Annotated in this window: 17 protein-coding genes and 1 pseudogene; 5 read left to right on the forward strand and 13 right to left on the reverse strand. The window is 74.6% G+C overall.

All coding sequences use genetic code 11. From position 1 onward, the window contains the following. Positions 1 to 4: 4 nt before the first annotated feature. The 6 genes from GKE82_RS06245 to GKE82_RS27950 all read right to left on the reverse strand — a co-directional run bounded on the left by GKE82_RS06245 (position 5) and on the right by GKE82_RS27950 (position 4,974). Positions 5 to 652: a peptidoglycan recognition family protein gene (locus GKE82_RS06245; RefSeq protein ID WP_154732716.1), complete on the reverse strand. Its 648-nt coding sequence runs from the start codon at positions 650 to 652 to the stop codon at positions 5 to 7. After that, entirely contained in the window at positions 649 to 1,650 is a 1,002-nt protein-coding gene (locus GKE82_RS06250; RefSeq protein WP_107570688.1) for a carbon-nitrogen hydrolase, read from the reverse strand. The genes GKE82_RS06245 and GKE82_RS06250 overlap by 4 nt, the downstream gene beginning before the upstream one ends. Beyond that, positions 1,647 to 2,654 (reverse strand): agmatine/peptidylarginine deiminase, encoded by a 1,008-nt coding sequence (locus GKE82_RS06255; RefSeq protein WP_107570689.1) that lies wholly within the window; start codon positions 2,652 to 2,654, stop codon positions 1,647 to 1,649. Before GKE82_RS06255 ends, GKE82_RS06250 begins: the two co-directional genes overlap by 4 nt. Before the next feature lie 10 nt (positions 2,655 to 2,664). Beyond that, positions 2,665 to 4,059 carry an HNH endonuclease signature motif containing protein gene (locus tag GKE82_RS06260; protein WP_154732717.1) on the reverse strand — a complete coding sequence of 465 codons (1,395 nt, stop codon included), beginning with the start codon at positions 4,057 to 4,059 and terminating at the stop codon, positions 2,665 to 2,667. Between the two features lie 133 nt (positions 4,060 to 4,192). Then, entirely contained in the window at positions 4,193 to 4,597 is a 405-nt protein-coding gene (locus GKE82_RS27945; RefSeq protein WP_309233461.1) for an RNA-binding S4 domain-containing protein, read from the reverse strand. Between the two features lie 2 nt (positions 4,598 to 4,599). Further along, positions 4,600 to 4,974, reverse strand: a complete 375-nt coding sequence (locus GKE82_RS27950; RefSeq protein WP_107570692.1) for a hypothetical protein — start codon at positions 4,972 to 4,974, stop codon at positions 4,600 to 4,602. A gap of 24 nt (positions 4,975 to 4,998) precedes the next feature. On the opposite strand from GKE82_RS27950, the gene GKE82_RS06270 reads away from it, so the two are divergent. Further along, positions 4,999 to 5,544, forward strand: a complete 546-nt coding sequence (locus tag GKE82_RS06270) for a DNA-3-methyladenine glycosylase I (protein ID WP_154732719.1) — start codon at positions 4,999 to 5,001, stop codon at positions 5,542 to 5,544. Positions 5,545 to 5,609: 65 nt separating this feature from the next. Here GKE82_RS06270 and GKE82_RS06275 read toward each other — a convergent pair whose 3' ends face one another. After that, entirely contained in the window at positions 5,610 to 6,824 is a 1,215-nt protein-coding gene (locus GKE82_RS06275; protein WP_107570694.1) for an acyl-CoA dehydrogenase family protein, read from the reverse strand. A gap of 218 nt (positions 6,825 to 7,042) precedes the next feature. On the opposite strand from GKE82_RS06275, the gene GKE82_RS06280 reads away from it, so the two are divergent. Continuing rightward, on the forward strand, positions 7,043 to 8,536 hold the full coding sequence (locus GKE82_RS06280) for an acyl-CoA synthetase (RefSeq protein ID WP_154732720.1): 1,494 nt from the start codon (positions 7,043 to 7,045) through the stop codon (positions 8,534 to 8,536). On the opposite strand, the gene GKE82_RS06285 is transcribed toward GKE82_RS06280, so the two are convergent. Both GKE82_RS06285 and GKE82_RS31245 read right to left on the reverse strand, forming a co-directional pair. Continuing rightward, positions 8,469 to 9,476 carry a cytochrome P450 gene (locus GKE82_RS06285; protein WP_154732721.1) on the reverse strand — a complete coding sequence of 336 codons (1,008 nt, stop codon included), beginning with the start codon at positions 9,474 to 9,476 and terminating at the stop codon, positions 8,469 to 8,471. The two genes, GKE82_RS06280 and GKE82_RS06285, sit on opposite strands and share 68 nt — an antisense overlap. Beyond that, positions 9,376 to 9,828: pseudogene (locus GKE82_RS31245) on the reverse strand (cytochrome P450); the annotation flags it as partial. The pseudogene GKE82_RS31245 and the gene GKE82_RS06285, both read right to left, overlap by 101 nt. Before the next feature lie 189 nt (positions 9,829 to 10,017). Between GKE82_RS31245 and GKE82_RS06295 the strand changes: the two are divergent. Continuing rightward, a complete protein-coding gene (locus GKE82_RS06295) occupies positions 10,018 to 11,364 on the forward strand; it encodes a hypothetical protein (RefSeq protein WP_154732722.1) in 1,347 nt (448 codons plus the stop codon). A gap of 23 nt (positions 11,365 to 11,387) precedes the next feature. Here GKE82_RS06295 and GKE82_RS06300 read toward each other — a convergent pair whose 3' ends face one another. Genes GKE82_RS06300 through GKE82_RS06315 form a run of 4 tightly spaced genes read right to left on the reverse strand, consistent with a single transcriptional unit; the run spans position 11,388 to position 15,336 of the window. Then, positions 11,388 to 12,224, reverse strand: coding sequence for a fructosamine kinase family protein (locus GKE82_RS06300; RefSeq protein ID WP_309233463.1), 837 nt, complete (start codon positions 12,222 to 12,224; stop codon positions 11,388 to 11,390). A 56-nt stretch (positions 12,225 to 12,280) separates the two neighbouring features. Beyond that, positions 12,281 to 13,666 (reverse strand): aspartate aminotransferase family protein, encoded by a 1,386-nt coding sequence (locus GKE82_RS06305; protein WP_154732723.1) that lies wholly within the window; start codon positions 13,664 to 13,666, stop codon positions 12,281 to 12,283. Positions 13,667 to 13,715: 49 nt separating this feature from the next. Beyond that, complete coding sequence (gene ilvA / locus GKE82_RS06310; protein WP_107570699.1) at positions 13,716 to 14,939, reverse strand: threonine ammonia-lyase; 1,224 nt, start codon at positions 14,937 to 14,939, stop codon at positions 13,716 to 13,718. A 4-nt stretch (positions 14,940 to 14,943) separates the two neighbouring features. Then, on the reverse strand, positions 14,944 to 15,336 hold the full coding sequence (locus GKE82_RS06315; protein WP_309233464.1) for a Rid family detoxifying hydrolase: 393 nt from the start codon (positions 15,334 to 15,336) through the stop codon (positions 14,944 to 14,946). Positions 15,337 to 15,378: 42 nt separating this feature from the next. Here GKE82_RS06315 and GKE82_RS06320 point away from each other — a divergent pair, with 42 nt between their 5' ends. Beyond that, complete coding sequence (locus tag GKE82_RS06320; RefSeq protein WP_154732725.1) at positions 15,379 to 17,325, forward strand: alpha/beta fold hydrolase; 1,947 nt, start codon at positions 15,379 to 15,381, stop codon at positions 17,323 to 17,325. A gap of 82 nt (positions 17,326 to 17,407) precedes the next feature. Next, positions 17,408 to 19,432: a thioredoxin domain-containing protein gene (locus GKE82_RS06325; RefSeq protein ID WP_309233465.1), complete on the forward strand. Its 2,025-nt coding sequence runs from the start codon at positions 17,408 to 17,410 to the stop codon at positions 19,430 to 19,432. Positions 19,433 to 19,438 lie beyond the last annotated feature (6 nt).

The raw sequence follows: 19,438 nt of genomic DNA on the forward strand, positions 1-19,438 counted from the left end.
GCGCTCAGCCCCCGCGCTCGAGTGCGGTCAGCGCCCGCCGGTACACGCGCATCGAGGACGCACGGAAGTCCCCGTGGGTCTGGCGCCTCAGGCGCGCGACGCGCTCGCGGTGGTACGGGCTGGAGAGCGACTCGTTGTGCCCGATGACGTCGCGCAGCGTGATGCCCTCGCGCGCCCGCAGCCACGCGGTCAGGCGCAGTGACGCACGGAGCTGTCGGGCGTTGCCGAGCACGTCCCCGTCGCGGAAGCCCGTGTGCTCGATCCCGATCGCCGTGTAGTTCAGGCCGACCGTGTGCCGGCACATGAGCCGCAGGGGCACGAGCTGGTGGATCCGTCCGGCACCGTCGACGACGAAGTGGGAGCACACCCCCGGCTTCTCCCGCAGCTCCGGGTCGGCGACGTTGGGCACGAAGGTGTTGCGGACCGCGCGGTAGCTGGACGCGACCGCGACGTGCTCGACGATCACCTTCGGATCGCGCAGGGCCGCGCGGTCCAGGCCGTAGTGGCGGCGGCTGTACGCGCGCATGTCCGCGCGCCGCCGGGCGTCGTAGGGGATCGGGTCCCAGTGGATCGGCGGCCGCTCCGCGCCGGGGGCCGCCGCAGCGCCGGCGATCGCCAGACCGGCGGCGGCGACGGTCGCGGTCAGACTCACTCCCCGGCCTCCACGGCCTCCGGCGGCGCGACGAGCGACGCGTAGGCGTCAGGACGGCGGGTCGTCAGGAACGGGAAGAGCGTCAGCCAGTCCCCGCGCGCGTCGAGATCGAGGTCGGCGACGAGCACGGCCGGCTCGCTGCGCGGCGCCTGGACGAGCACCCGACCGTACGGGTCGCTGATGAACGAGGACCCGTAGAAGGTGATCGTCGTCGCCGGACCGTGCGGGTCCTCGGGGCGTCGCATGGTCTCGGTGCCGATCCGATTGACCGCGACCATGAACGTGCCGTTGGCGATCCCGTTGCCGACGATCACCTGCTGCCACAGCGGCTGCGTGTCGAACCCGGGGTGCCCGGGCTCGGACCCGATCGCCGTCGGGTAGACGAGCACCTCGGCGCCGGCGAGCGAGTAGGCGCGAGCGAGCTCGGGGAACCACTGGTCCCAGCAGGTCGGGAAGCCGAACCGTCCGTGGTGCACGGGCACGACCGGGAACGCGTCCTCCCCGGCGGGGCCGCGGCGGAAGTACCGGTCCTCGTAGTAGCCCTCGGTCACCGGGATGTGCAGCTTGCGGGTGCGCGCCACGAGCGTCCCGTCCGGGGCGACGACCACGGCGGTGTTGAAGCCCAGGCCGTCCTGTGCGTCCGCGCGCTCGTACAGCGACGCGTGCACGTGGACACCCTGGTCGGTCGCCAGGTCGCGCGCGAACGCGACGGTCGGCCCGTCCTCGAGGTCCTCCGGGGCGGCGCCGACCGCGGCCGGCCCGTCCGGCTGGATCGCGAAGTACGGCGACAGCGTCAGCTCCTGGAGGCACACGATCTGCGCGCCCTCGCGCGCGGCCATCCGTACGCCCTCGGCGAGCGCCTCGCGGTGCTCGTCAGGATCGGCGTGCCAGCGGTGCTGCACGGCGCCGACGCGCAGCGGTCCGCGGGTGGGCTCGTCGACCCGTGCCGGGGACGGGGGCGTCGCTCCGGTCGCGGTGATCAGACGGTAGGCGCTCATCCGACGGTGTCCTCCTGCTGACGGGCCCCGACGGCCGGGACCTGCTGGGTGATGCAGTGTGGCCCGCCGCCACCGGCGGCGATGACCTCCGCGGGGACGCCGACGACCTCGCGACCGGGATAGGCGTCGGCGATCGTCGCGAGCGCGGCGTCGTCATGGTCGGCGCCGGCGACGGGGACGATGACCGCCCCGTTGCAGAGGTAGAAGTTCATCGACGACACGACGACGCGCTCGCCGGCGACGTCGGCGTAGGACAGGTACGGGAACGGCAGGACGTCGAGCCCGGCGGACTCGAGCCGGCGCCGGTTCTCGAGCATCCCCCCGTGGTTGGGGTTCTCGTCGGCGACCTGCTGCAGCAGCACCTGTCCCGGACGCGTGAACGCGGCGATGAGGTCGACGTGCCCGTCGGTGTCGAGGTCCTCGACGAGCCCGTTGCCGAGCCAGACGATCCGCTGCACCCCGAGCGTGTCCCGCAGGCGCTCCTCGATCTCCTCGCGGGAGAGGTCCGGGTTGCGGTTGGGGTGCAGCAGGCACTGCTCGGTGGTGATGAGCGTGCCGCGACCGTCCACCCCGAACGAGCCGCCCTCGAGGACGAGCTCCTCGACGCGCGCCTCGTCGCCCAGGTGCTCGACCAGCCGCGCGGCGAGCGCGGCGTCGGCGTCGAACGGGGCGAACTTCTCGCCCCAGGCGTTGAAGCCGAAGCAGACTCCCTGGCGCCGCTCCCCGTCCAGCACGTAGGCGGGACCGTTGTCCCGCAGCCACGAGTCGTCGGCGGGCAGGTGCAGCAGCTCGACGGCCGGCTCCAGGAGCTCCCGCGCCCGCGCGGCCGCGCGCTCGTCCGCGACGACCATCGTCACCGGCTCGAAGCGGACGATCGCGTTCGCCACGCCCGCGTACTGCTCCTCGGCCGCGGGCAGCAGCTCCTCCCACATGTCCAGGCGGCACGGCCACGTCATCAACGTGCGCTCGTGCGGCTCCCACTCCGCCGGCATCCGGAAGGCCATGCCCATGAGGCTAGTCGCTGCCGCGCCGGGCGTTCCCGCGGAGGCGCCGCAGCAGCGCCGCGACGGACAGCCCCAGGTCGAGCCGTTGACCGGTCTGGCGCCCCGCCGTCGCCCGCGGATCGATCGGCCGGCCGTCGGGTGCGGAGGTGCGGCGCAGGACCGAGGCGTGCCCCGCTCGGGCGGCGACGACCGGCGGGAGCCGGACGCCGTGCTCGTTCTCGACGGCGAATCGCCGCCCGCCCGGCCCGTCGTCGGTCCACGAGCCCCGGTAGCCGCCCTCGTGCAGGAGCTTGTGGTGGTGATGGCAGAGCAGCACGAGATTGTCGAGGCTGGTCTCCCCTCCGTCGACCCAGTGCTCGACGTGGTGGGCGTCGACCCACCGACGCGCGCCACATCCCGGGAACTGACAGCCGCCGTCGCGCCGCTCGAGCGCGCGGCGGATCGACGCCGGGACCGTCCGACGCCGGCGGCCGATCGAGAGCGGCGTGCCGTCGGGATCGTCGAGGCTCGTGACGAGGCCGGCGTCGCAGCACAGTCGTCGCGCGACCTCGGCGGCCAGGGCGGCGCCGTCGTCCGTGGTCGCCGCGCCCGTGACGGCAGTTCCGGACGCCTCCGCGGAGGTGTCCGCGGTGAGCAGCGCGCTGTCGACGTGCACGACGACCTCGTGGCGACGCGGTGCCGACCGGGGCCGCGGGCCGACATCGAGCACCGTGTCGGCGAGCAGCAGCAGCGCGTCCGCCCGGCGGGCGGCGGCCGTCGTGCCCGGCTCCGGCGGCGCCACGGTCTCCCCCGCCGCCGGGGCGGACGCGGGGTCGTCGTCGGCTCGTTCGCGGAGGACCTGCTCCGCGGCCTCCAGCGCGCGCCGGAGGACCGCTGCCTCGTCGGCCCCAAGACGACCGCGCAGATCGACTCCGCCGTCCTCGCGGTCGTGGAGCGTGAACGCCCGCTCGACGTGCGCGGCGGCCGCATCGACGCGGTCGACGCGGCGGGTGGCGCGGACGACGCGGTCGAGCTGGGAGGCCGTGTGCGCGCGACCGAGGTCGACCAGCTCGGGGCCGTCCTCGAGCTCGTCGAGCCGGGTGAGCGCCCGGACCTTCGAGTAGGAGAGCTCTCCCCGTCCGAACGCCTCGGCCACCGCCGGGAGCTCCTGGAGTGCCCCGGCCACCCGGACCTGCTCCCGCGCGGCCCCGGCGCCGATCCCGCACTGCCAGGCGACCCACTCCGCGCACGACCGGGCGCCGTGGGCGGCCCACAGGCCGCGGGCGCGCACCTCGGCCACGAGCAGCAGCCAGCGCGCCTTGGCGGCGTCGATGTGCGCGGTGAGGGTCTGCAGCTCGAGGACGAGCTCGTCGTCGGACAGCGTCGACGGGTCGGGAGGGGGCGGGGCGGCGGCGGAAGAGGACACGAACGTGCGTTCTACTCACGAGATCGCCCTGCGCCCCCGATCGTGGGTCGATCGGCACGAAGCCGTGACGCTTCCGTCACCTCGGTGGCGCACTGCCGCTCTCGAACGCCTCCGCGGAGACGTACTGGGGCCCCTACTCCAGATCGCGGGAGCGGCGTGCCTCGCGCTCGGCCTCGAACCGTCGGCGGTCGCGCTTCGTCGGCCGTCCGCCTCCCTCGAAGCGCAGGGGCTCCGCCAGCCGCCGGACCGCCGCGGCCTCCTCGCGTGCGGCGATGCTCTCGGGCGTCTCCTCGTAGAGCGTCGCGGCGACCGCCGCCGAGACCCGGCGGCGGACCACCTCGCGCACGACGACCGTCTTGCGGACCGGACCGGTCACGACCTCGACCGTGTCCCCGACGAGCACCTCGCGGGAGGGCTTGACCGTCGCCCCGTTGATCTTCACCCGGCCACCACCGGCCGCCTCGTTGGCCAGGGCGCGCGTCTTGGCGAAGCGCGCCGCCCAGAGCCACTGGTCGATGCGGACGCGCTCCGGCGTCACGGCTACTTCCGGGCGCGGCGGAGGCGGTTGCGCTCCTCCTGCTTCTCCACGACCTGCGCGATCAGCCGCATGTACTGCGGGACACCGGTGGCCTTGGCCTTGCCGTCGTGGAACGCCTCGTGCCAGTCCGCGACCTTCGCGTCGTGCTGGACCATCAGGTTGAAGAAGTCCCGCCGCATGTTCACACGCACCTTGGCGTCGGCGGCGATGTCCTTCGTGACCGTCACGTCGGGCATCACCAGGCGGAACATCTGCGTGTCGGACCGGCCGCCCACGAGCTCGATGCCGATCACCATCGTCAGCGGCTTCAGCGCGGGCACCTCCTCGAGGAAGCGGTGGACGGCGGTCTCGATCAACGCGGGAGCATCGGACGACATGCCTGTCACCCTACCGGGCACGCGATGCGCTGCTTCGGCGACGACCACCCCGACTACGCCGCCTACCACGACCACGAGTGGGGCGTGCCCGTCCGCGACGAGCGCGGCCTGTACGAGCGGCTGTGCCTCGAGGCGTTCCAGTCCGGCCTGAGCTGGCTGGTGATCCTGCGCAAACGGGAGAACTTCCGCCGTGCGTTCGCCGGTTTCGACCCGGAGATCGTCGCGCGGTACGCCGAGCGCGACGTCGAGCGGCTGCTCGCCGACGCGGGGATCGTCCGCAACCGCGCGAAGATCGAGGCGGCGATCGCGAACGCGCGCGCGACGCTCGACCTCCGGGACGGCCCGCAGCCACTGCCCGAGCTGATCTGGTCCCACGCCCCGCAGCGGCGACCGACGCCACCCGTGACGTGGGCGGAGGTCCCCGCGATCACCCCGGAGTCCACGGCGCTGGCGAAGGCGCTGAAGCGCGCGGGCTTCCGCTTCCTCGGCCCGACGACCGTGTACGCGGGGATGCAGGCGTGCGGACTCGTGAACGACCACCTGCGGGACTGCCCCACGCGGACCGGCTGAGCCGGAGGCCCACACCGGTCCGCGTGGTGCGCGCACCGGGCCCGACGAGGCGGGCCCGACACGGATCAGATCTTGTGGCGCTGGAGCAGCTTCTTGCCGATGACCATGCGCTGGATCTCGCTCGTGCCCTCACCGATGAGGAGGAGCGGCGCGTCGCGGTACAGACGCTCGATCTCGTACTCCTTGGAGTAGCCGTAGCCGCCGTGGATGCGGAACGACTCCTCGACGCAGAAGCGACCCGCCTCGGAGGCGAACAGCTTCGCCATGCCGGCCTCGAGGTCCGAGCGCTCGCCCGCGTCCTTCATGCGCGCGGCACGCAGGGTCATCATGCGGGCGGCATCGACCTGCGTCGCCATGTCGGCCAGCTTGAACTGGACGGCCTGGTGCTCGCAGATCGGCTTGCCGAACGTCTTGCGCTCCTGCGAGTAGCGCAGGGCGAGCTCGAGGGCGCGCTGGGCGATGCCGACACCGCGGGCGGCGACGTTCGCACGGCCGACCTCGAGGGCGTCCATCATCTGCGAGAAGCCCTGGCCGAGGCCCGCGTCCTCGCCGCCGAGGATGTTGTCGGCGGGGCACTTGTAGCCGTCGAACACGAGCTCCGTGGACTCGACGCCCTTGTAGCCCATCTTCTTCAGCTTCGGCGGGACGGTGAGGCCGGCGTACTTGCCGGTGTTCTCCGAGACGCCACCCTCCTTCTCGGCGATGAAGCAGGTGAAGCCCTTGTGGCGCGGCTGCGCGTCCGGGTCGGTCTTCACGAGGACGAAGACGAGGTCCGACATGAGGCCGTTGGTGACCCACATCTTCTGGCCGTTGATCTCGTACGTCGCGTCGTCGATCTTCTTCGCGGCGGTCTTGATCGCCTGCACGTCGGAGCCGAGCTCCGGCTCGGACAGCGAGAACGCGGCGCGGATCTCGCCGGTCGCCATGCGCGGCAGGTAGTTCTGCTTCTGCGCATCGGTGCCGAACTTCATCAGCAGGTACGTGCCGATGAAGTGGGTGTTGATCGCGCCGGAGATGGAGATCCAGCCGCGGGAGAGCTCCTCGACGACCATGCAGTAGGTCGTGAGGTCGAGGCCCAGGCCACCGTACTCCTCGGGGATCGTGATGCCGAAGAGGCCGAGCTCCTTGAGCTGCTCGATGATCGGCTCGGGGTAGGTGTCCGTGGAGTCGTAGTGCTCCGCGTTGGGGATGATCTGCTCGTCCGCGAACTGGCGGACCATCTCGATGATCGCCTTCTGCTCGTCCGTGTAGTCGGACGCCGAGGGGGTGGCGATGGCCATGCGGGCCTCCTGCGGTTGCTGGTTCGAAAAAGTCGTGCGACGGCGTGCGTGCCGGAGCAGGATACTCCGTCCTCCGTCCGAGGTATCGGGTGTCGAGCCGCCAATTCGGCGCGCTCGCGCGCGCGTAGGCGCGTCGACGGTCGCCGGGGCGCCGTCGGACCCCGTCCCGACCACGCGCGCGGCGGGTCCCGACGGTCCCTGGCAGACTGCGCGACCGGATGAACTTCGCCGCCGAGGTCGTCGACGCCGCCCCCGCCGATCGGGTCGCCCTGATCGAGCTCGCCCGGGACGGCAGCCGGACCGAGCACCGCTTCGGCGACGTGGCCGAGCGGTCCGGGCGGCTCGCCGGCACGCTCGTGAACCACGGGATCGGCCCCGGCGACGTCGTGCTGACGCTGATCGGCAACCGTCCGGTCTGGGTCGAGACGATGGTCGCCTGCTTCCGGATCGGCGCCGTCGTCCTCCCGTGCACCGAGCAGCTGCGCGCGAAGGACCTCCGGCTGCGCCTCGACGTCGCGCGCCCGGCGCTCGTGGTCTGCGACGCGCGCAACCGGGGCGCACTCGACGGGGCGCTCGCGCTGCCGGCCCCCGCGGGCGTGCAGCCGCCGATCGTCCTGACGGTGCCCGATCCGGAGATCTACGCGGCCGACGTGCCGCCCGCCGTCGACCTGGCCGCCGACGCGCCCTGCCTGATCACGTTCACCTCGGGAACGTCCGGGGAGCCCAAGGCGGTCCTGCACGGGCAGCGGTACCTCTCGGGGCAGGCCGTGCAGTCCGAGCACTGGCTGGCCGCCGGGACCGGCGACGTCGTGTGGTGCACCGCCGCGTCGGGCTGGTCCAAGAGCGCCCGCAACGTCTTCATCGCCCCGTGGATCCGGGGTGCCACCGCACTGCTGCACGACGAGCGGTTCGACCCGCAGCAGCGGCTCGAGCTGCTCGAGCGCGAGCGGGTGACCGTCCTGTGCATGGCGCCGACCGAGTACCGCGTGATCGCCAAGCGCGCGACGCTCCGCGCGTTCCCGCACCTGCGGGGGCTCGTGGCCGCCGGGGAGGCGCTCAACCCCGAGGTCCTGCACGCGTGGCGCGCGGCGACCGGGCTCGAGATCCGCGACGGCTACGGCCAGACGGAGACCGGCCAGATGACCGGCGTCCCGCCCGGCGCGGAGGTGCGCCCGGGCTCGATGGGCCGCGCGCTCCCCGGGGTGCGCCTGTGGCTCGGCGACGACGGGGAGCTGCTCGCCGACCCGGCCACCGTCCCGACGTTCTTCCTCGGCTACCTCGGCGTGGACGGGTCGCTGCCCGCGCGGGATGCCTCGACCGACCCGTCGGGGACGCCCTGGCACACCGGGGACAAGGTCCGCCAGGACGACGACGGCTACCTGTTCTTCGAGGGACGCACCGACGACGTCATCATCAGCGCCGGCTACCGGATCGGGCCGTTCGAGGTCGAGAGCGCGCTGGTGGCCCATCCGGCCGTCGCCGAGGCGGCGGTCGTCGCGGCGCCGGACGAGGAGCGCGGGAGCGTGGTGCGCGCGGTCGTCGTGCTGCGCGACGGGTATCGCCCCGGGGACGCGCTGGCGCGCGAGCTCCAGGACCACGTGAAGGCGCAGACGGCGCCCTACAAGTACCCGCGGATCGTCGAGTTCAGCGCGGAGCTGCCGAAGACGACGAGCGGGAAGATCCGCCGGGCGCTGCTGCGCGAGGGCGGCTGAGCCGCCGCACGACCCGGACCCGGACGCCGTCCCGCGGGGCGATCGTGATCCCGCGCAGGACCACCGGGTCCGGACGGGCCGCGCGGGGGAGCAGCTCCACCCGGGACAGGGCGACCCGGAGGACCTCGACGATCTCGGCCTGCGCCAGCGGCGCCCCGATGCAGCGACGGATCCCGCCCCCGAACGGCAGCCACGAGTAGGGCGGCGTCTCCCCGGCGGCGAAGCGCTCCGGACGGAACGCGAGCGGGTCGTCGTGCAGGTCGGGCCGCCGGTGGATCAGCGCGATCGCCGGGTAGACCCGCACGCCCGCCGGGAGCTCGAAGCCGGCCACCTCGCGCGGACGGGTCAGGGTGCGCTCCGTGGCGTCGAGCACCGGGCGCAGGCGCAGCGTCTCGCGGCCGACGGCGTCGAGATGGGCGTCGTCGCCGTCGGCGGCCGCCGCACGGGCCCGGGCCAGCGCCGCCGGGTCGCGCAGGAGGAACTCGAACGCGAAGGCGAGGGCGGTGGCGGTGGTCTCGTGGCCGGCGGCGAGGAGCGTCACGAGCTCGTCGCGCAGCTCCGCGTCGGACAGCGCCTGGCCGTCTTCGTCGCGGGCGCGCAGCAGCAGGGACAGCACGTCGTCGCGGGCGTCGAGATCGCCCGCCCGACGGCGCTCGGCGATCTCCCGCGTGCACGAGGCGGTCGGCGACCGCGAGCCGCCGGGCGAACCGGCCGCCCGGGCTGAACCGCCCGCGGTCCGCGCGCAGGCGCTCGTCGGCGAGCAGCAGCGCCGACGTGTCGAGCACCGCGGAGAGCGCGACCCGCAGCGCCTCGACGCGCGCGGGCTCGCGAACGCCGAAGACCGCACGACAGATGACCTCGAACCCGACCGCGCGCATCCGCTCGCGCAGGACCAGCTCGTCACCGGGACGCCAGCGGTCGACCTCGCGCTCGGCGGCATCGCGGATGATCTCGCGGAACCCCGCGACGCGGGGGCCCTGGAACGGCGGCAGCAGGAGCTTGCGCTGGCGCAGGTGCCGGGGCCCGTCGAGGACGAGCACGGAGTGCTCGCCGAGGACCGGGATGAGCACGGAGTTCGCCTCCCCGGCCAGGAGGTCCGACTGGTCACCCGTGAAGAGCTGCCGGACCGCGTCGGGGTCGGCGACGTACACCCCCGGCCCGAAGCCCAGCAGCCGCACGGTGAAGACGTCGCCGTAGCGGCGGTGCCACTGCACGAGGCGGTCCAGCGGGCGGTGCGCGAACCGTGCGGAGACGACGGCGACGGGCCCGCGCGGGCCGGGGGGCAGCGGCATGGCGGGAGCCTACGCCGCCCGGGGCACGGCGACCAGTGCACCGGGAACAGGACCCAAGGACAACTCTCGTTGCAGGGGAAACGGGCCCCGGAGCGCGTGCTAGAACCGGGCCTCGGTCGCGGGGCACGGACGCTCCCGGGTCAGCACCCAGCCGGACTCCCACCCCACCCCGAAGGACCGACACCCCCCATGCACCTGCGCCGCGCCGGCCTGCTCGCCGCCGCCTCCCTCGCCGTCCTCCCCGCCGCGCCCGCGGCGGCCGACACCTACACGGTGTACGGCTGTCGCGGCCCGGAGAACGCGCTCAACGGCGCCGACGGCTGGGCCCTCGCCCAGATCGGCGACGCGAACGTCGCGAACACGTGCGCCGCGGGCGGCGCGTTGTCGGAGACGCTCGCCCCGGGCGCCCGGGGCGGCTCGGTCGCGCGGCTGCGGTTCGACGCGCCCGCGGGCACGCGGATCGTGCGCGTCAGCGCCCGGCGACGCACCGGCGGCGTGCAGAGGAGCGAGCAGACCCTCGACTCCACCTACGAGCTCAGCACCGACACCGCGATCCTCGAGAAGTGCGCGCTGGCCGCGGACTCGCCCTGCACGAGCGATCTCGTCGACCCGGTGGACAAGCAGGGCCTGGACGCCTCGTGGGCGCGCTTCTCGGTGGTCTGCACCAAGGGCGGGGACGAGACGTGCACGCGGACGCTGCGCGCGGACATCGAGCAGGTCGCCGTCGGGCTGAAGGACGCCGCCGCGCCGACGGTGAGCGGCGTGTCGGTGATCGACAACGGCGACACGAGCGGCGTCCTGCGGCTGCGCTTCGACGCGGCCGACGCGGGCGGTGGCGTCTACCGGGCGCTCGTGAAGGTCGACGGCGTGCTGAAGGCGACCGCCCCGCTCGGCGGCGGCGCCTGCACGGACGCCGCCCCCGCCGACGCGGATCCCTACCAGTTCACCGTGCCGGTGCCGTGCCCCCCGCTGGTCACCGGGGTGCCGATCGAGCTCGACTCGCGCGCGCTGGCGGCCGGACCGCACACGGTGCAGGTCGACGTCGAGGACGCGGCGGGCAACGCGACGTCCGCCTACGTGACGCAGTTCCCGCGCCCGAACGTGGACGGGGGCGGTGGCAACGGCGATCCCGTCGCGCCGGGCAGCACGCCGGTCGCGGCACAGACGATCGAGGAGATCCTGTCGGCGCGGCTGTCGATGCGGTTCGACCGCTCGAAGTCCACGCGCCTGACGAACCGGTACGGCCGCCGCGTGGTGATCCGCGGCACGCTGCGCAGCACGCGGACCGGCAAGGGCATCCAGGGCGCGCGGGTCGACGTCTACCACCTGGTGGGCAAGAAGCGCCGGTCGCTGACGAAGACCGGACTGAAGACCCGCGCCGGGGGCGCGCTCACGCTGATCCTGCCGCTGAACCTCGACACGCGGCAGATCCGCTTCGCCTACCGGGCGCTGCGCCCTGGCCCGGTGACCAGCGAGCGCACCCTGTCGCTGACCGTGCGGGACGCTCGGGGCGAGCTCGTCCAGCGCGTGAAGTAGCCCGGGCGGTCCGCGGCGCGCGGTCACGCGAGGCGCCGGGCGATCTCGGTCGCCCGCGCGCCGTAGCCGCCGCCGAAGAGCACGGCGTGAACGAGCAGCGGGAACAGCTGCCACAGCGTGACGCGCTCGCGGTGCCCGTCGGCGAGCGGGGCGACCTCCTCGTAGGCGCTGAAGCACCGTTCCGACATGCCGCCGAAGAGGCGCAGCATCGCGAGGTCCACCTCGCGATGCCCGCCGTGGGCCGCCGGGTCGACGAGCCAGGGCCGGCCGTCGCGGTCGACGTGCACGTTTCCCGACCACAGGTCGCCGTGCACGCGGGCGGGCGGCTCGGGCGGCCCCGCGAGCGTGTCCATCCGCTCGCACACGCGCACGAGCGCGGCCGCCCCCGCCGGATCCACACGGCCGAGGTCGAGCGCCCGCCCGATGAGCGGCTCGAGCCGCTGCTGGGCGAAGCACGCGGCCCAGCTCTCGGCGGGCCCGTCCGCGAGAGCCAGCGGGCCGAGTCGCAGCACGTGCGCGCCCCCGTAGGCGGGCGCTCCCGCCGCGTGGACGGCAGCCAGTCCCCGACCGAGCTCCTCCTCGGTGGCGGCGCCCCGCGACGGGCCGGGCTCGACCCATTGCAGCGCGAGGAACCGCTCGGTCACCGCCAGCACCGCGGGTACCGGCAGTGCTCCGGGTTCGGCGAGCCAGAGCAGGCCCGCCGCCTCTCCCGGGAACGCCGAGGACGCCTCCGCGGAGGTGTCCGGCGCGGTCTTGACGAACACGGGGTGGCCGTCGACGACCATCCGGAACGCGAGGTTGAGGTCCCCGCCGGTGACCGGTCGGACGGCACCGACGGTGCCGCCCAGTGCGCGGCCCACCGCCTCGGGCAGCGGCTCCCGGAACGCCTCCGCGGAGGCGTCTGGCGCGTCGGCGCTCAGCGGGTGAGGTCGGACGCCATCTCGCGGAACACCTCGACGTAGCGGTCGACGTGATCCGCCTGGTGGGTGACCGAGAGCGTCCACTCCTCCTCACGGCCCGGGGTCATGAAGATCCCGCGGTTCATGTTGAACAGCCAGGCGAGATCGCAGAGCTCCGCGTCCTGGTTGGCCTTGAACGTCTCGTAGTCGACGACCGGGACCGGGGAGAACGTCACGCAGCCCTTCGACCCGATGCCGACCGCGTAGCCGGGGAGCGCGAACTCCTCGATGACCGAGCGACACCCCGCGAGGATCCGGTCGTTGAGCATCGCGAGGTGGTCGTAGGCCTCGGGCGTCATCACCTCGAGCAGGTTCGCGCGGGCCGCGGCCATGCCGAGCGGGTTCCCGTTGTAGGTGCCCACCTGGTAGACGGTGCCGTCCTCGACGCACTGCATCACCTCGTCCGAGCCGCCGATCGCCCCGGTCGGCAGTCCGCCGCCGAGCGCCTTGGCGAGCGTGACGAGGTCGGGGGTCACGCCGAACCGCTCGGTCGCGCCGCCGGCCGCGATGCACAGACCGGTCTTGACCTCGTCGAAGATCAGGACGACGCCGTGACGGCGCGTGATCTCCCGGACCTCCTCGAGGTAGCCGTCCTGCGGCAGGACGACGCCGAGGTTCATCATCGCCGCCTCCATGATCACGCAGGCGGGCTTGCGGCCCTCGCGGTCCAGGGCGACGATCTTGCGCTCCATCGCCTCGGCGTCGTTGAAGTGCACGGCGTGCACGTGGTCGACGGTCGACTGCGGGATCCCGCCGCCGTACGGGAGCGACTGCAGGTGGTCGCGGTCGCCGATCGCGTCGTACGCGACCCCGATCGACACCATCACGGTGTCGTGGTGGCCGTGGTAGCTGCCGAAGATCTTCAGCACGTCGTCGCGGCCGGTGTGGGCGCGGGCGATGCGGATGGCGTCCATCGTCGCCTCCGAGCCCGAGTTCGTGTACCGCCACTTCGGCAGGCCCCAGCGGCGCGCGAGCTCCGCCCCGACGATGATCGCGTCCTCCGTCGGCGCGGCGAAGTGGGTGCCCTGCGCGTAGCGCTCGGAGATCGCGCGGCCGATCGCCGGATGCGCGTGGCCCTGGACCATCGAGCCGAAGCCGTTGTGGAAGTCGAGCATCTCGTTGCCGTCGACGTCCCAGACCTTGGGGCCGGCGCCGCGCTCGAGGTAGATCGGCCACGGGTCGCGGGCCTGGTAGGACGACGCGACGCCGCCGGTCAGCACCTGCTGGGCACGGGAGTAGGTCTCGCCGGACCCGCCGGTGCGCTCGTTCAGGCGCGCCTCCTCCCGCTCCGTCAGCTCCCGGATGCGCTCGCGATCGATCTGGACGGGGGTGCTGGTGCTCATGCGACGGATCGTCGCAGGGATCCGTGTGCCGAACCGATGAATTCTGGTCTCAGCGGACCACCCGGGCGGCGTAGCCGGCGCCCGCGATCGCGTGCTGCACCGCGTCGGCGTGGCCGGCGCCCCGGGTCTCGAGCACGAGCTGCACCGCGGTCTCGCGCACGTGGAGGTCGACGCCCTCGCGGACGTGGTCGACCTCGAGCAGGTTCGCGCCCGTGTCCGCGACGCACGCGAGCAGCCGCGCGAGCGCGCCGGGCCGGTCGGGGACGCGGGTGAAGAGCACGACCCGCCGCCCCGCCTCGGTCTCGTGGCGCCGGGCGACGAGCGCGAGGGTGCCCGCGTCGACGTTGCCGCCCGAGAGGACGACGCAGGTGGTGCCGCGCACGCCGGCGGCAGCCGGGTCGAACGCCCCGCCCGTGAGCGCCGCGACGCCGACGGCGCCGGCGCCCTCGACGACGAGCTTCGCCTTCTCCATCAGCAGCACCATCGCCTCGGCGACGTCGTCCTCCGGCACGACGACGACGCGGTCGACCCAGCGGCCGACGAGCTCGAGGGTCAGGGCGCCGGGGCGCTTGACCGCGATCCCGTCGGCGAGCGTCGAGGCGGGCCGCAGCGCGGGCAGGGGCTCCCCGGCGGCGAGCGAACGCGGGAACGGGGCGCACGACGCGACCTGGACGCCGATCACCTGCACGTCGGGACGCGCGGCCTTGACCGCGACCGCGACGCCCGAGCAGAGCCCGCCGCCGCCGATCGGGACGACGACCGCGCCGAGATCGGGCAGGTCCTCGAGCAGCTCGAGCCCGAGCGTGCCCTGCCCGGCGACGATGTCCGGGTCGTCGAACGGGTGGACGAACGCGAGGCCGTGCTCCTGCGCGTGCGTGCGCGCGGCCGCGACCGCGTCGTCGACGGTCTCCCCCACCAGCCGGACGTCGGCACCGAGCTCGGCCGCGCCCTCGGACTTCTGGATCGACGCCTCGGCCGGCATGTAGACGACGCACGGCACCCCACGCTCGCGGGCGGCCCAGGCGACACCCTGGGCGTGGTTGCCGGCACTGCCGAGCACCACGCCCCGCGCGCACTCCTCGCCGAGCGCGGCGAGCTTCGCCAGCGCGCCCCGGACCTTGAAGGCGCCGGTGCGCTGGAGGCTCTCCGCCTTCAGCACGACCTCCGTGCCGGTCGTCTCCGACAGCGTCGCCGACGGGAGCACCGGGGTGTGCCGGGCGACGCCGCCGACGGCCGCGCGGGCCCGGCGGACGTCGTCGGCGGTGACGGTCACGGAGTCAGGCCGGGAGCGCGACGATGGCGTCGATCTCGACCTGCGCGCCCTCCGGCAGCGCGGCGACGCCGAACGCGACGCGCGCGGGCGGGTCGGCCGGGAAGAACGTCTCGTACACGGCGTTGACCTCGGCGAACGCGTCCATGTCCGTGAGGTACACGGTCAGGCGCACCGCGTCCGCGAGCTGCGCGCCCGCCGCGGCGACCACGGACTGGAGGTTCTGCAGGCACTGGCGCGCCTGGTCGCCGGGCGCGTCGCCGACGAGCTCGCCGGAGTCGGGGTCCAGGGGGATCTGCCCGGAGCAGAACAGCAGGTTTCCGGTGCGCACGGCGTGGCTGTAGGGCCCGACGGCGGCCGGGGCGCCGAGCGCCGTGATCACTTCGCGGTGGGCGGACACGGGACCAGCGTACAACCCGCCTCGCGCGGGTACGGTGCGCGGATGTCGCGCACGCGCACCCTGCTCATCGCGGTCGCCGCCGGGGCGCTCGCCGCCGTCGGGTCGCCCGCCTCGGCCGGCGCCGCCGCGACCTTCGGCGCCTGCCCCGACGCCACCGCGGGATTCGAGTGCGCGACCGTCCCGGTGCCGCTGGACCGGGCGGGCGCGACCCCGGGGACGATCTCCCTCGCGGTCCGTCGCGCCCCCCTGACGCCCGGCACGCGGACCGCGACCGCGGTCGTGCCGCTGGCCGGTGGCCCGGGCCAGGCGGCGACCCCGTTCTCGTCCTCGTTCCGGGCGGCGCTCGCCCCGGCGCTCACCACCCGGGACCTGCTCGTCTTCGACCAGCGCGGCACCGGCCGCTCGACCCCGCTCAGCTGCAGCGCCCTCACCCGGCAGGGACTCAGCGAGGCGCAGGCGGTCGCCGGCTGCGCCGCCCAGCTCGGCCCGGCCCGCGCGTTCTTCCGCACGGCCGAGTCCGTCGCGGACATCGAGACGCTGCGCGTCGAGGCGGGCTACGACAAGCTCGTGCTCTACGGGGTCTCGTACGGCACGAAGGTCGCGCTCGCCTACGCGGCGGCGTACCCGCAGCGCGTCGAGGCGCTCGTGCTCGACTCCGTGCTCCCGGCCGACGGCCCGGACACGCTGCGGCGCGCGACGTTCGCGGAGATCCCGCGCGTGCTCGGCGAGCTCTGCGCCGGGAACGCCTGCCCGGGCCTGCGCGGCTCGATCGGCGGGGTGCTGTCCCAGAGTGTGCGGCGGCTGGCGCGTCGCAGCGCCCGCGGGCGCGTCACCGCCCCGGACGGCAGTCGGCTCACGTTCCGGGTCACCGAGCAGGACATCTTCGACATCCTCCTCGCGGGCGACCTCAACCCGGCGCTGCGCGCCGAGCTGCCCGCCTCGCTGCGCGCCTACCTCGACGGCGACCGCACGCCGCTGGCGCGGCTCGCGGTGCGGGCACGGGGGCTGACCGGCGTCGCGTCGCAGCAGGCGTCGCTGCCGGACAACGACGCGCTGTTCCTCGCCACCCGCTGCGAGGAGTCACTGTTCCCGTACGACCGGGCCGCCGGCCGCGACCAGCGCCTCGCGCAGGCCCGTGCCGCGATCGCGGGGCTGCCTGCCACCGCGTACGCCCCGTTCAGCCCGGCCGTCGCGCTCGGCAGCGAGCTGACCGTGACGTGCTCGAGCTGGCCCGTCGCCTCGCCGCCGCCGGCGGCGACCGGCCCGCTCCCCGCGGTCCCGACGCTCATCCTCGAGGGCTCGACCGACCTGCGCACCCCGCTGCTCAACGGCCGCCTGGTCGCGCAGCAGCTCCCCGGGGCGCGGCTGCTGAACGTCCCCTTCGCCGGGCACTCGGTGCTCGGCGGCGAGCCCGCCGGCTGCGCGGGCCGCGCGGTGCAGGCGTTCTTCGCCGGGCAGCCGGTCGCCGACTGTCCCGCGATCGCCAACCCGTTCTCCCCCACCTCGCGGCCGCCCACGCGCCTGAGCCGCGTCAGCGGCCGCACGAAGGCGGCCCGGACCGTCAACGCGCTGCTCGCGACGCTCACCGACGTGCGCCGCCAGTTCATCGGTGACGCGCTCGCGGCGGGCACGGGGATCCGCGTCGGCTCGCGCACGGGTGGCCTGCGCGCGGGCTTCGCCGAGGCGACCCGGACCGGCTTCCGCTTCCGGCGCGTCTCCTACGTGCCCGACGTGCGCATCACCGGGTTCCTCTCCGACCGCGGCACCTCGAGCTTCACGATCAGCGGCAGCGCCGCGGCGCGCGGCCGGGTCCGCATCACCGCGTCGGGTCGGATCAGCGGCACGCTCGGCGGGAAGCGGATCAGCGGCTCGGCGTCCCGCGCACTGGCCGCGCGGCGGTCCGGCGCGGCCGACGGGCTCACCGGGCGGCCCGGTCCGATCGGTCCCGTGCCGCGGGTCGCGCGGCCCCTGGCGGGCCTCGCGCGCTGAGCGACGCGGCGGGACGCGGCGCGCGGCCCGCCGCTGGCGCGTCCGCGCAGGCCGAGGATGCCGGTCTGCAACGCTGCGGGACGTGCCCAACGCGCTGCAGCACGAGACGTCCCCCTACCTGCTCCAGCACGCCGGGAACCCGGTCGACTGGCTTCCGTGGGGTCCGGAGGCGCTCGCCCGCGCGCGTCGCGAGGACCGGCCGCTGCTGCTGTCGATCGGCTACAGCGCCTGCCACTGGTGCCACGTGATGGAACGCGAGTCCTTCGAGGATCCGCGGACCGCGGCGCTGATGAACGAGCACTTCGTCTGCGTGAAGGTCGACCGCGAGGAGCGCCCGGACCTCGACGCGATCTACATGGACGCGGTGCAGGCGATGACCGGCCACGGCGGCTGGCCGCTGAACGTCTTCCTGACCCCGGACCAGGTGCCGTTCTTCGGCGGCACCTACTCCCCGCCCGAGCCGCGCCAGGGCATGCCGTCGTGGACGCAGCTGCTGGAGGTGCTCGCCGAGGCGTGGGCGACGCGGCGGGACGAGATCGAGGAGCAGGGCGAGCGCATGGTCGCCCGGATCTCCGGCGGCGCGCGGCTGCGCGCGTCCGGGGCGGAGCTGACGCGCGCGGATCTCGACGGCGCGGTCGACCGGCTGCGCGAGAGCTTCGACAGCGTCAACGGCGGCTGGGGCGGCGCCCCGAAGTTCCCGCAGGCACCGGTGATCGAGCTGCTGCTGGCGCTCGGCGAGCGCTCGATGAGCGGGTACACGCTGCGGTCGATGGCGGGCGGCGGGATCAACGACCAGATCGGCGGTGGCTTCGCCCGGTACAGCGTCGACGCCCGCTGGACGGTGCCGCACTTCGAGAAGATGCTGAGCGACAACGCGCTGCTGGCGCGCGCGTACCTGCACGGCTGGCAGCTGCTCGGCGACGACCTCCTGCGCCGGACCGCGGAGGAGACCCTCGACTGGGCGCTGCGCGAGATGCGCGCCGCGGACGGCGGCTTCCACGCGGCGCTCGACGCGGACGCGGACGGCGTCGAGGGCGCCTCCTACGTCTGGACGCTGCAGCAGCTCGAGGCGGCGCTGGACGGGGACCCGGCCAGCGACGAGGCGATCGCCTGGCTCGGCGCCACGGCGGAGGGCAACTTCTCCGACCCGGAGCACCCCGAGCTCGCGGGCCGCAACGTGCTCGAGTCGCGCGGCGCGGAGCCCGGGCCGGAGGTCCGCGCGCGCGTGCGCGCGCGGTTGCTGCAGGCCCGCGACGCCGGCCCGCGCCCGGGGGTCGACGACAAGCGGCTGACCGCGTGGAACGCGCTGCTGCTGGACGCCCTGGCCCGCTCGGGCGCGGTGCTCGGCCGGGCCGACCACCTCGAGGCGGCGCGCGAGACCGCCGCGTTCGTGCTCGAGCGTCTGCGCGACGGGGACGGCCGCCTGCTGCGGACCTTCTCGCGCGGGACCGCGCGGTACCCGGCCTACCTGGAGGACCACGCGTTCCTGCTCGAGGCGCTGCTGACGCTCTACGAGGCGACCGGGGAGCCGCGCTGGTTCTCCGCCGCGCGCGAGCTCGCCGACGAGCTGCTCGCGCGGTTCCTCGACCGCGAGCACGGCGGCTTCTTCTCGACCGCCGACGACCACGAGCCGCTCGTCACACGCCGCAAGGACCTCGAGGACGCGCCCCTGCCCGCGGGCGGGTCCGCCGCCGCGCACGGCCTGCTGCGCCTCGCCGCGCTCACGGGCGAGCACCGCTACCGCGCGGCAGCCGAGGGGCAGCTGGCGCTGCTGGCGGCGATCGCACCGCAGCATCCCGCCGCCTTCGGGCACCTGCTGCGCGCGGCGCTGCTCGTCGTCGCGCCCGTGCACGAGGTCGCGATCGTCGGCCCCGCCGGCCCGGAGCGCGACGCGCTCGTGGCGGTCGTGCACGAGCGGCTGCGCCCCGGGCTCGTGCTCGCGGTCGGCGACGGCGACCCCGACGGCGAGGCGGCCCGGACCGTGCCGCTGCTCGCCGGCCGGTCCGCGGCCGACGGCGTCCCGACCGCGTACGTCTGCGAGCGCTTCGCCTGCCGTGCCCCGGTCACCAAGCCGGGCGCCCTGCGCGACGCGCTGGCCGTCCCCTAGGGGGAT

It is taken from the genome of Conexibacter sp. W3-3-2 (assembly GCF_009707605.1).
Taxonomy (GTDB): Bacteria; Actinomycetota; Thermoleophilia; order Solirubrobacterales; family Solirubrobacteraceae; genus Paraconexibacter; species Paraconexibacter algicola.

What these genes read in the sequence shown, in the direction of transcription:
- GKE82_RS06250 (WP_107570688.1), bottom strand. Translation starts at nt 1,650, where the DNA reads ATGAGCGCCTACCGTCTGATCACCGCGACCGGAGCGACGCCCCCGTCC.
- GKE82_RS06295 (WP_154732722.1), top strand. Translation starts at nt 10,018, where the DNA reads ATGCACCTGCGCCGCGCCGGCCTGCTCGCCGCCGCCTCCCTCGCCGTC.
- GKE82_RS06270 (WP_154732719.1), top strand. Translation starts at nt 4,999, where the DNA reads ATGCGCTGCTTCGGCGACGACCACCCCGACTACGCCGCCTACCACGAC.
- GKE82_RS06320 (WP_154732725.1), top strand. Translation starts at nt 15,379, where the DNA reads ATGTCGCGCACGCGCACCCTGCTCATCGCGGTCGCCGCCGGGGCGCTC.
- GKE82_RS27950 (WP_107570692.1), bottom strand. Translation starts at nt 4,974, where the DNA reads ATGTCGTCCGATGCTCCCGCGTTGATCGAGACCGCCGTCCACCGCTTC.
- GKE82_RS06280 (WP_154732720.1), top strand. Translation starts at nt 7,043, where the DNA reads ATGAACTTCGCCGCCGAGGTCGTCGACGCCGCCCCCGCCGATCGGGTC.
- GKE82_RS06285 (WP_154732721.1), bottom strand. Translation starts at nt 9,476, where the DNA reads ATGCCGCCGAGCGCGAGGTCGACCGCTGGCGTCCCGGTGACGAGCTGG.
- GKE82_RS06275 (WP_107570694.1), bottom strand. Translation starts at nt 6,824, where the DNA reads ATGGCCATCGCCACCCCCTCGGCGTCCGACTACACGGACGAGCAGAAG.
- GKE82_RS06255 (WP_107570689.1), bottom strand. Translation starts at nt 2,654, where the DNA reads ATGGCCTTCCGGATGCCGGCGGAGTGGGAGCCGCACGAGCGCACGTTG.
- GKE82_RS06305 (WP_154732723.1), bottom strand. Translation starts at nt 13,666, where the DNA reads ATGAGCACCAGCACCCCCGTCCAGATCGATCGCGAGCGCATCCGGGAG.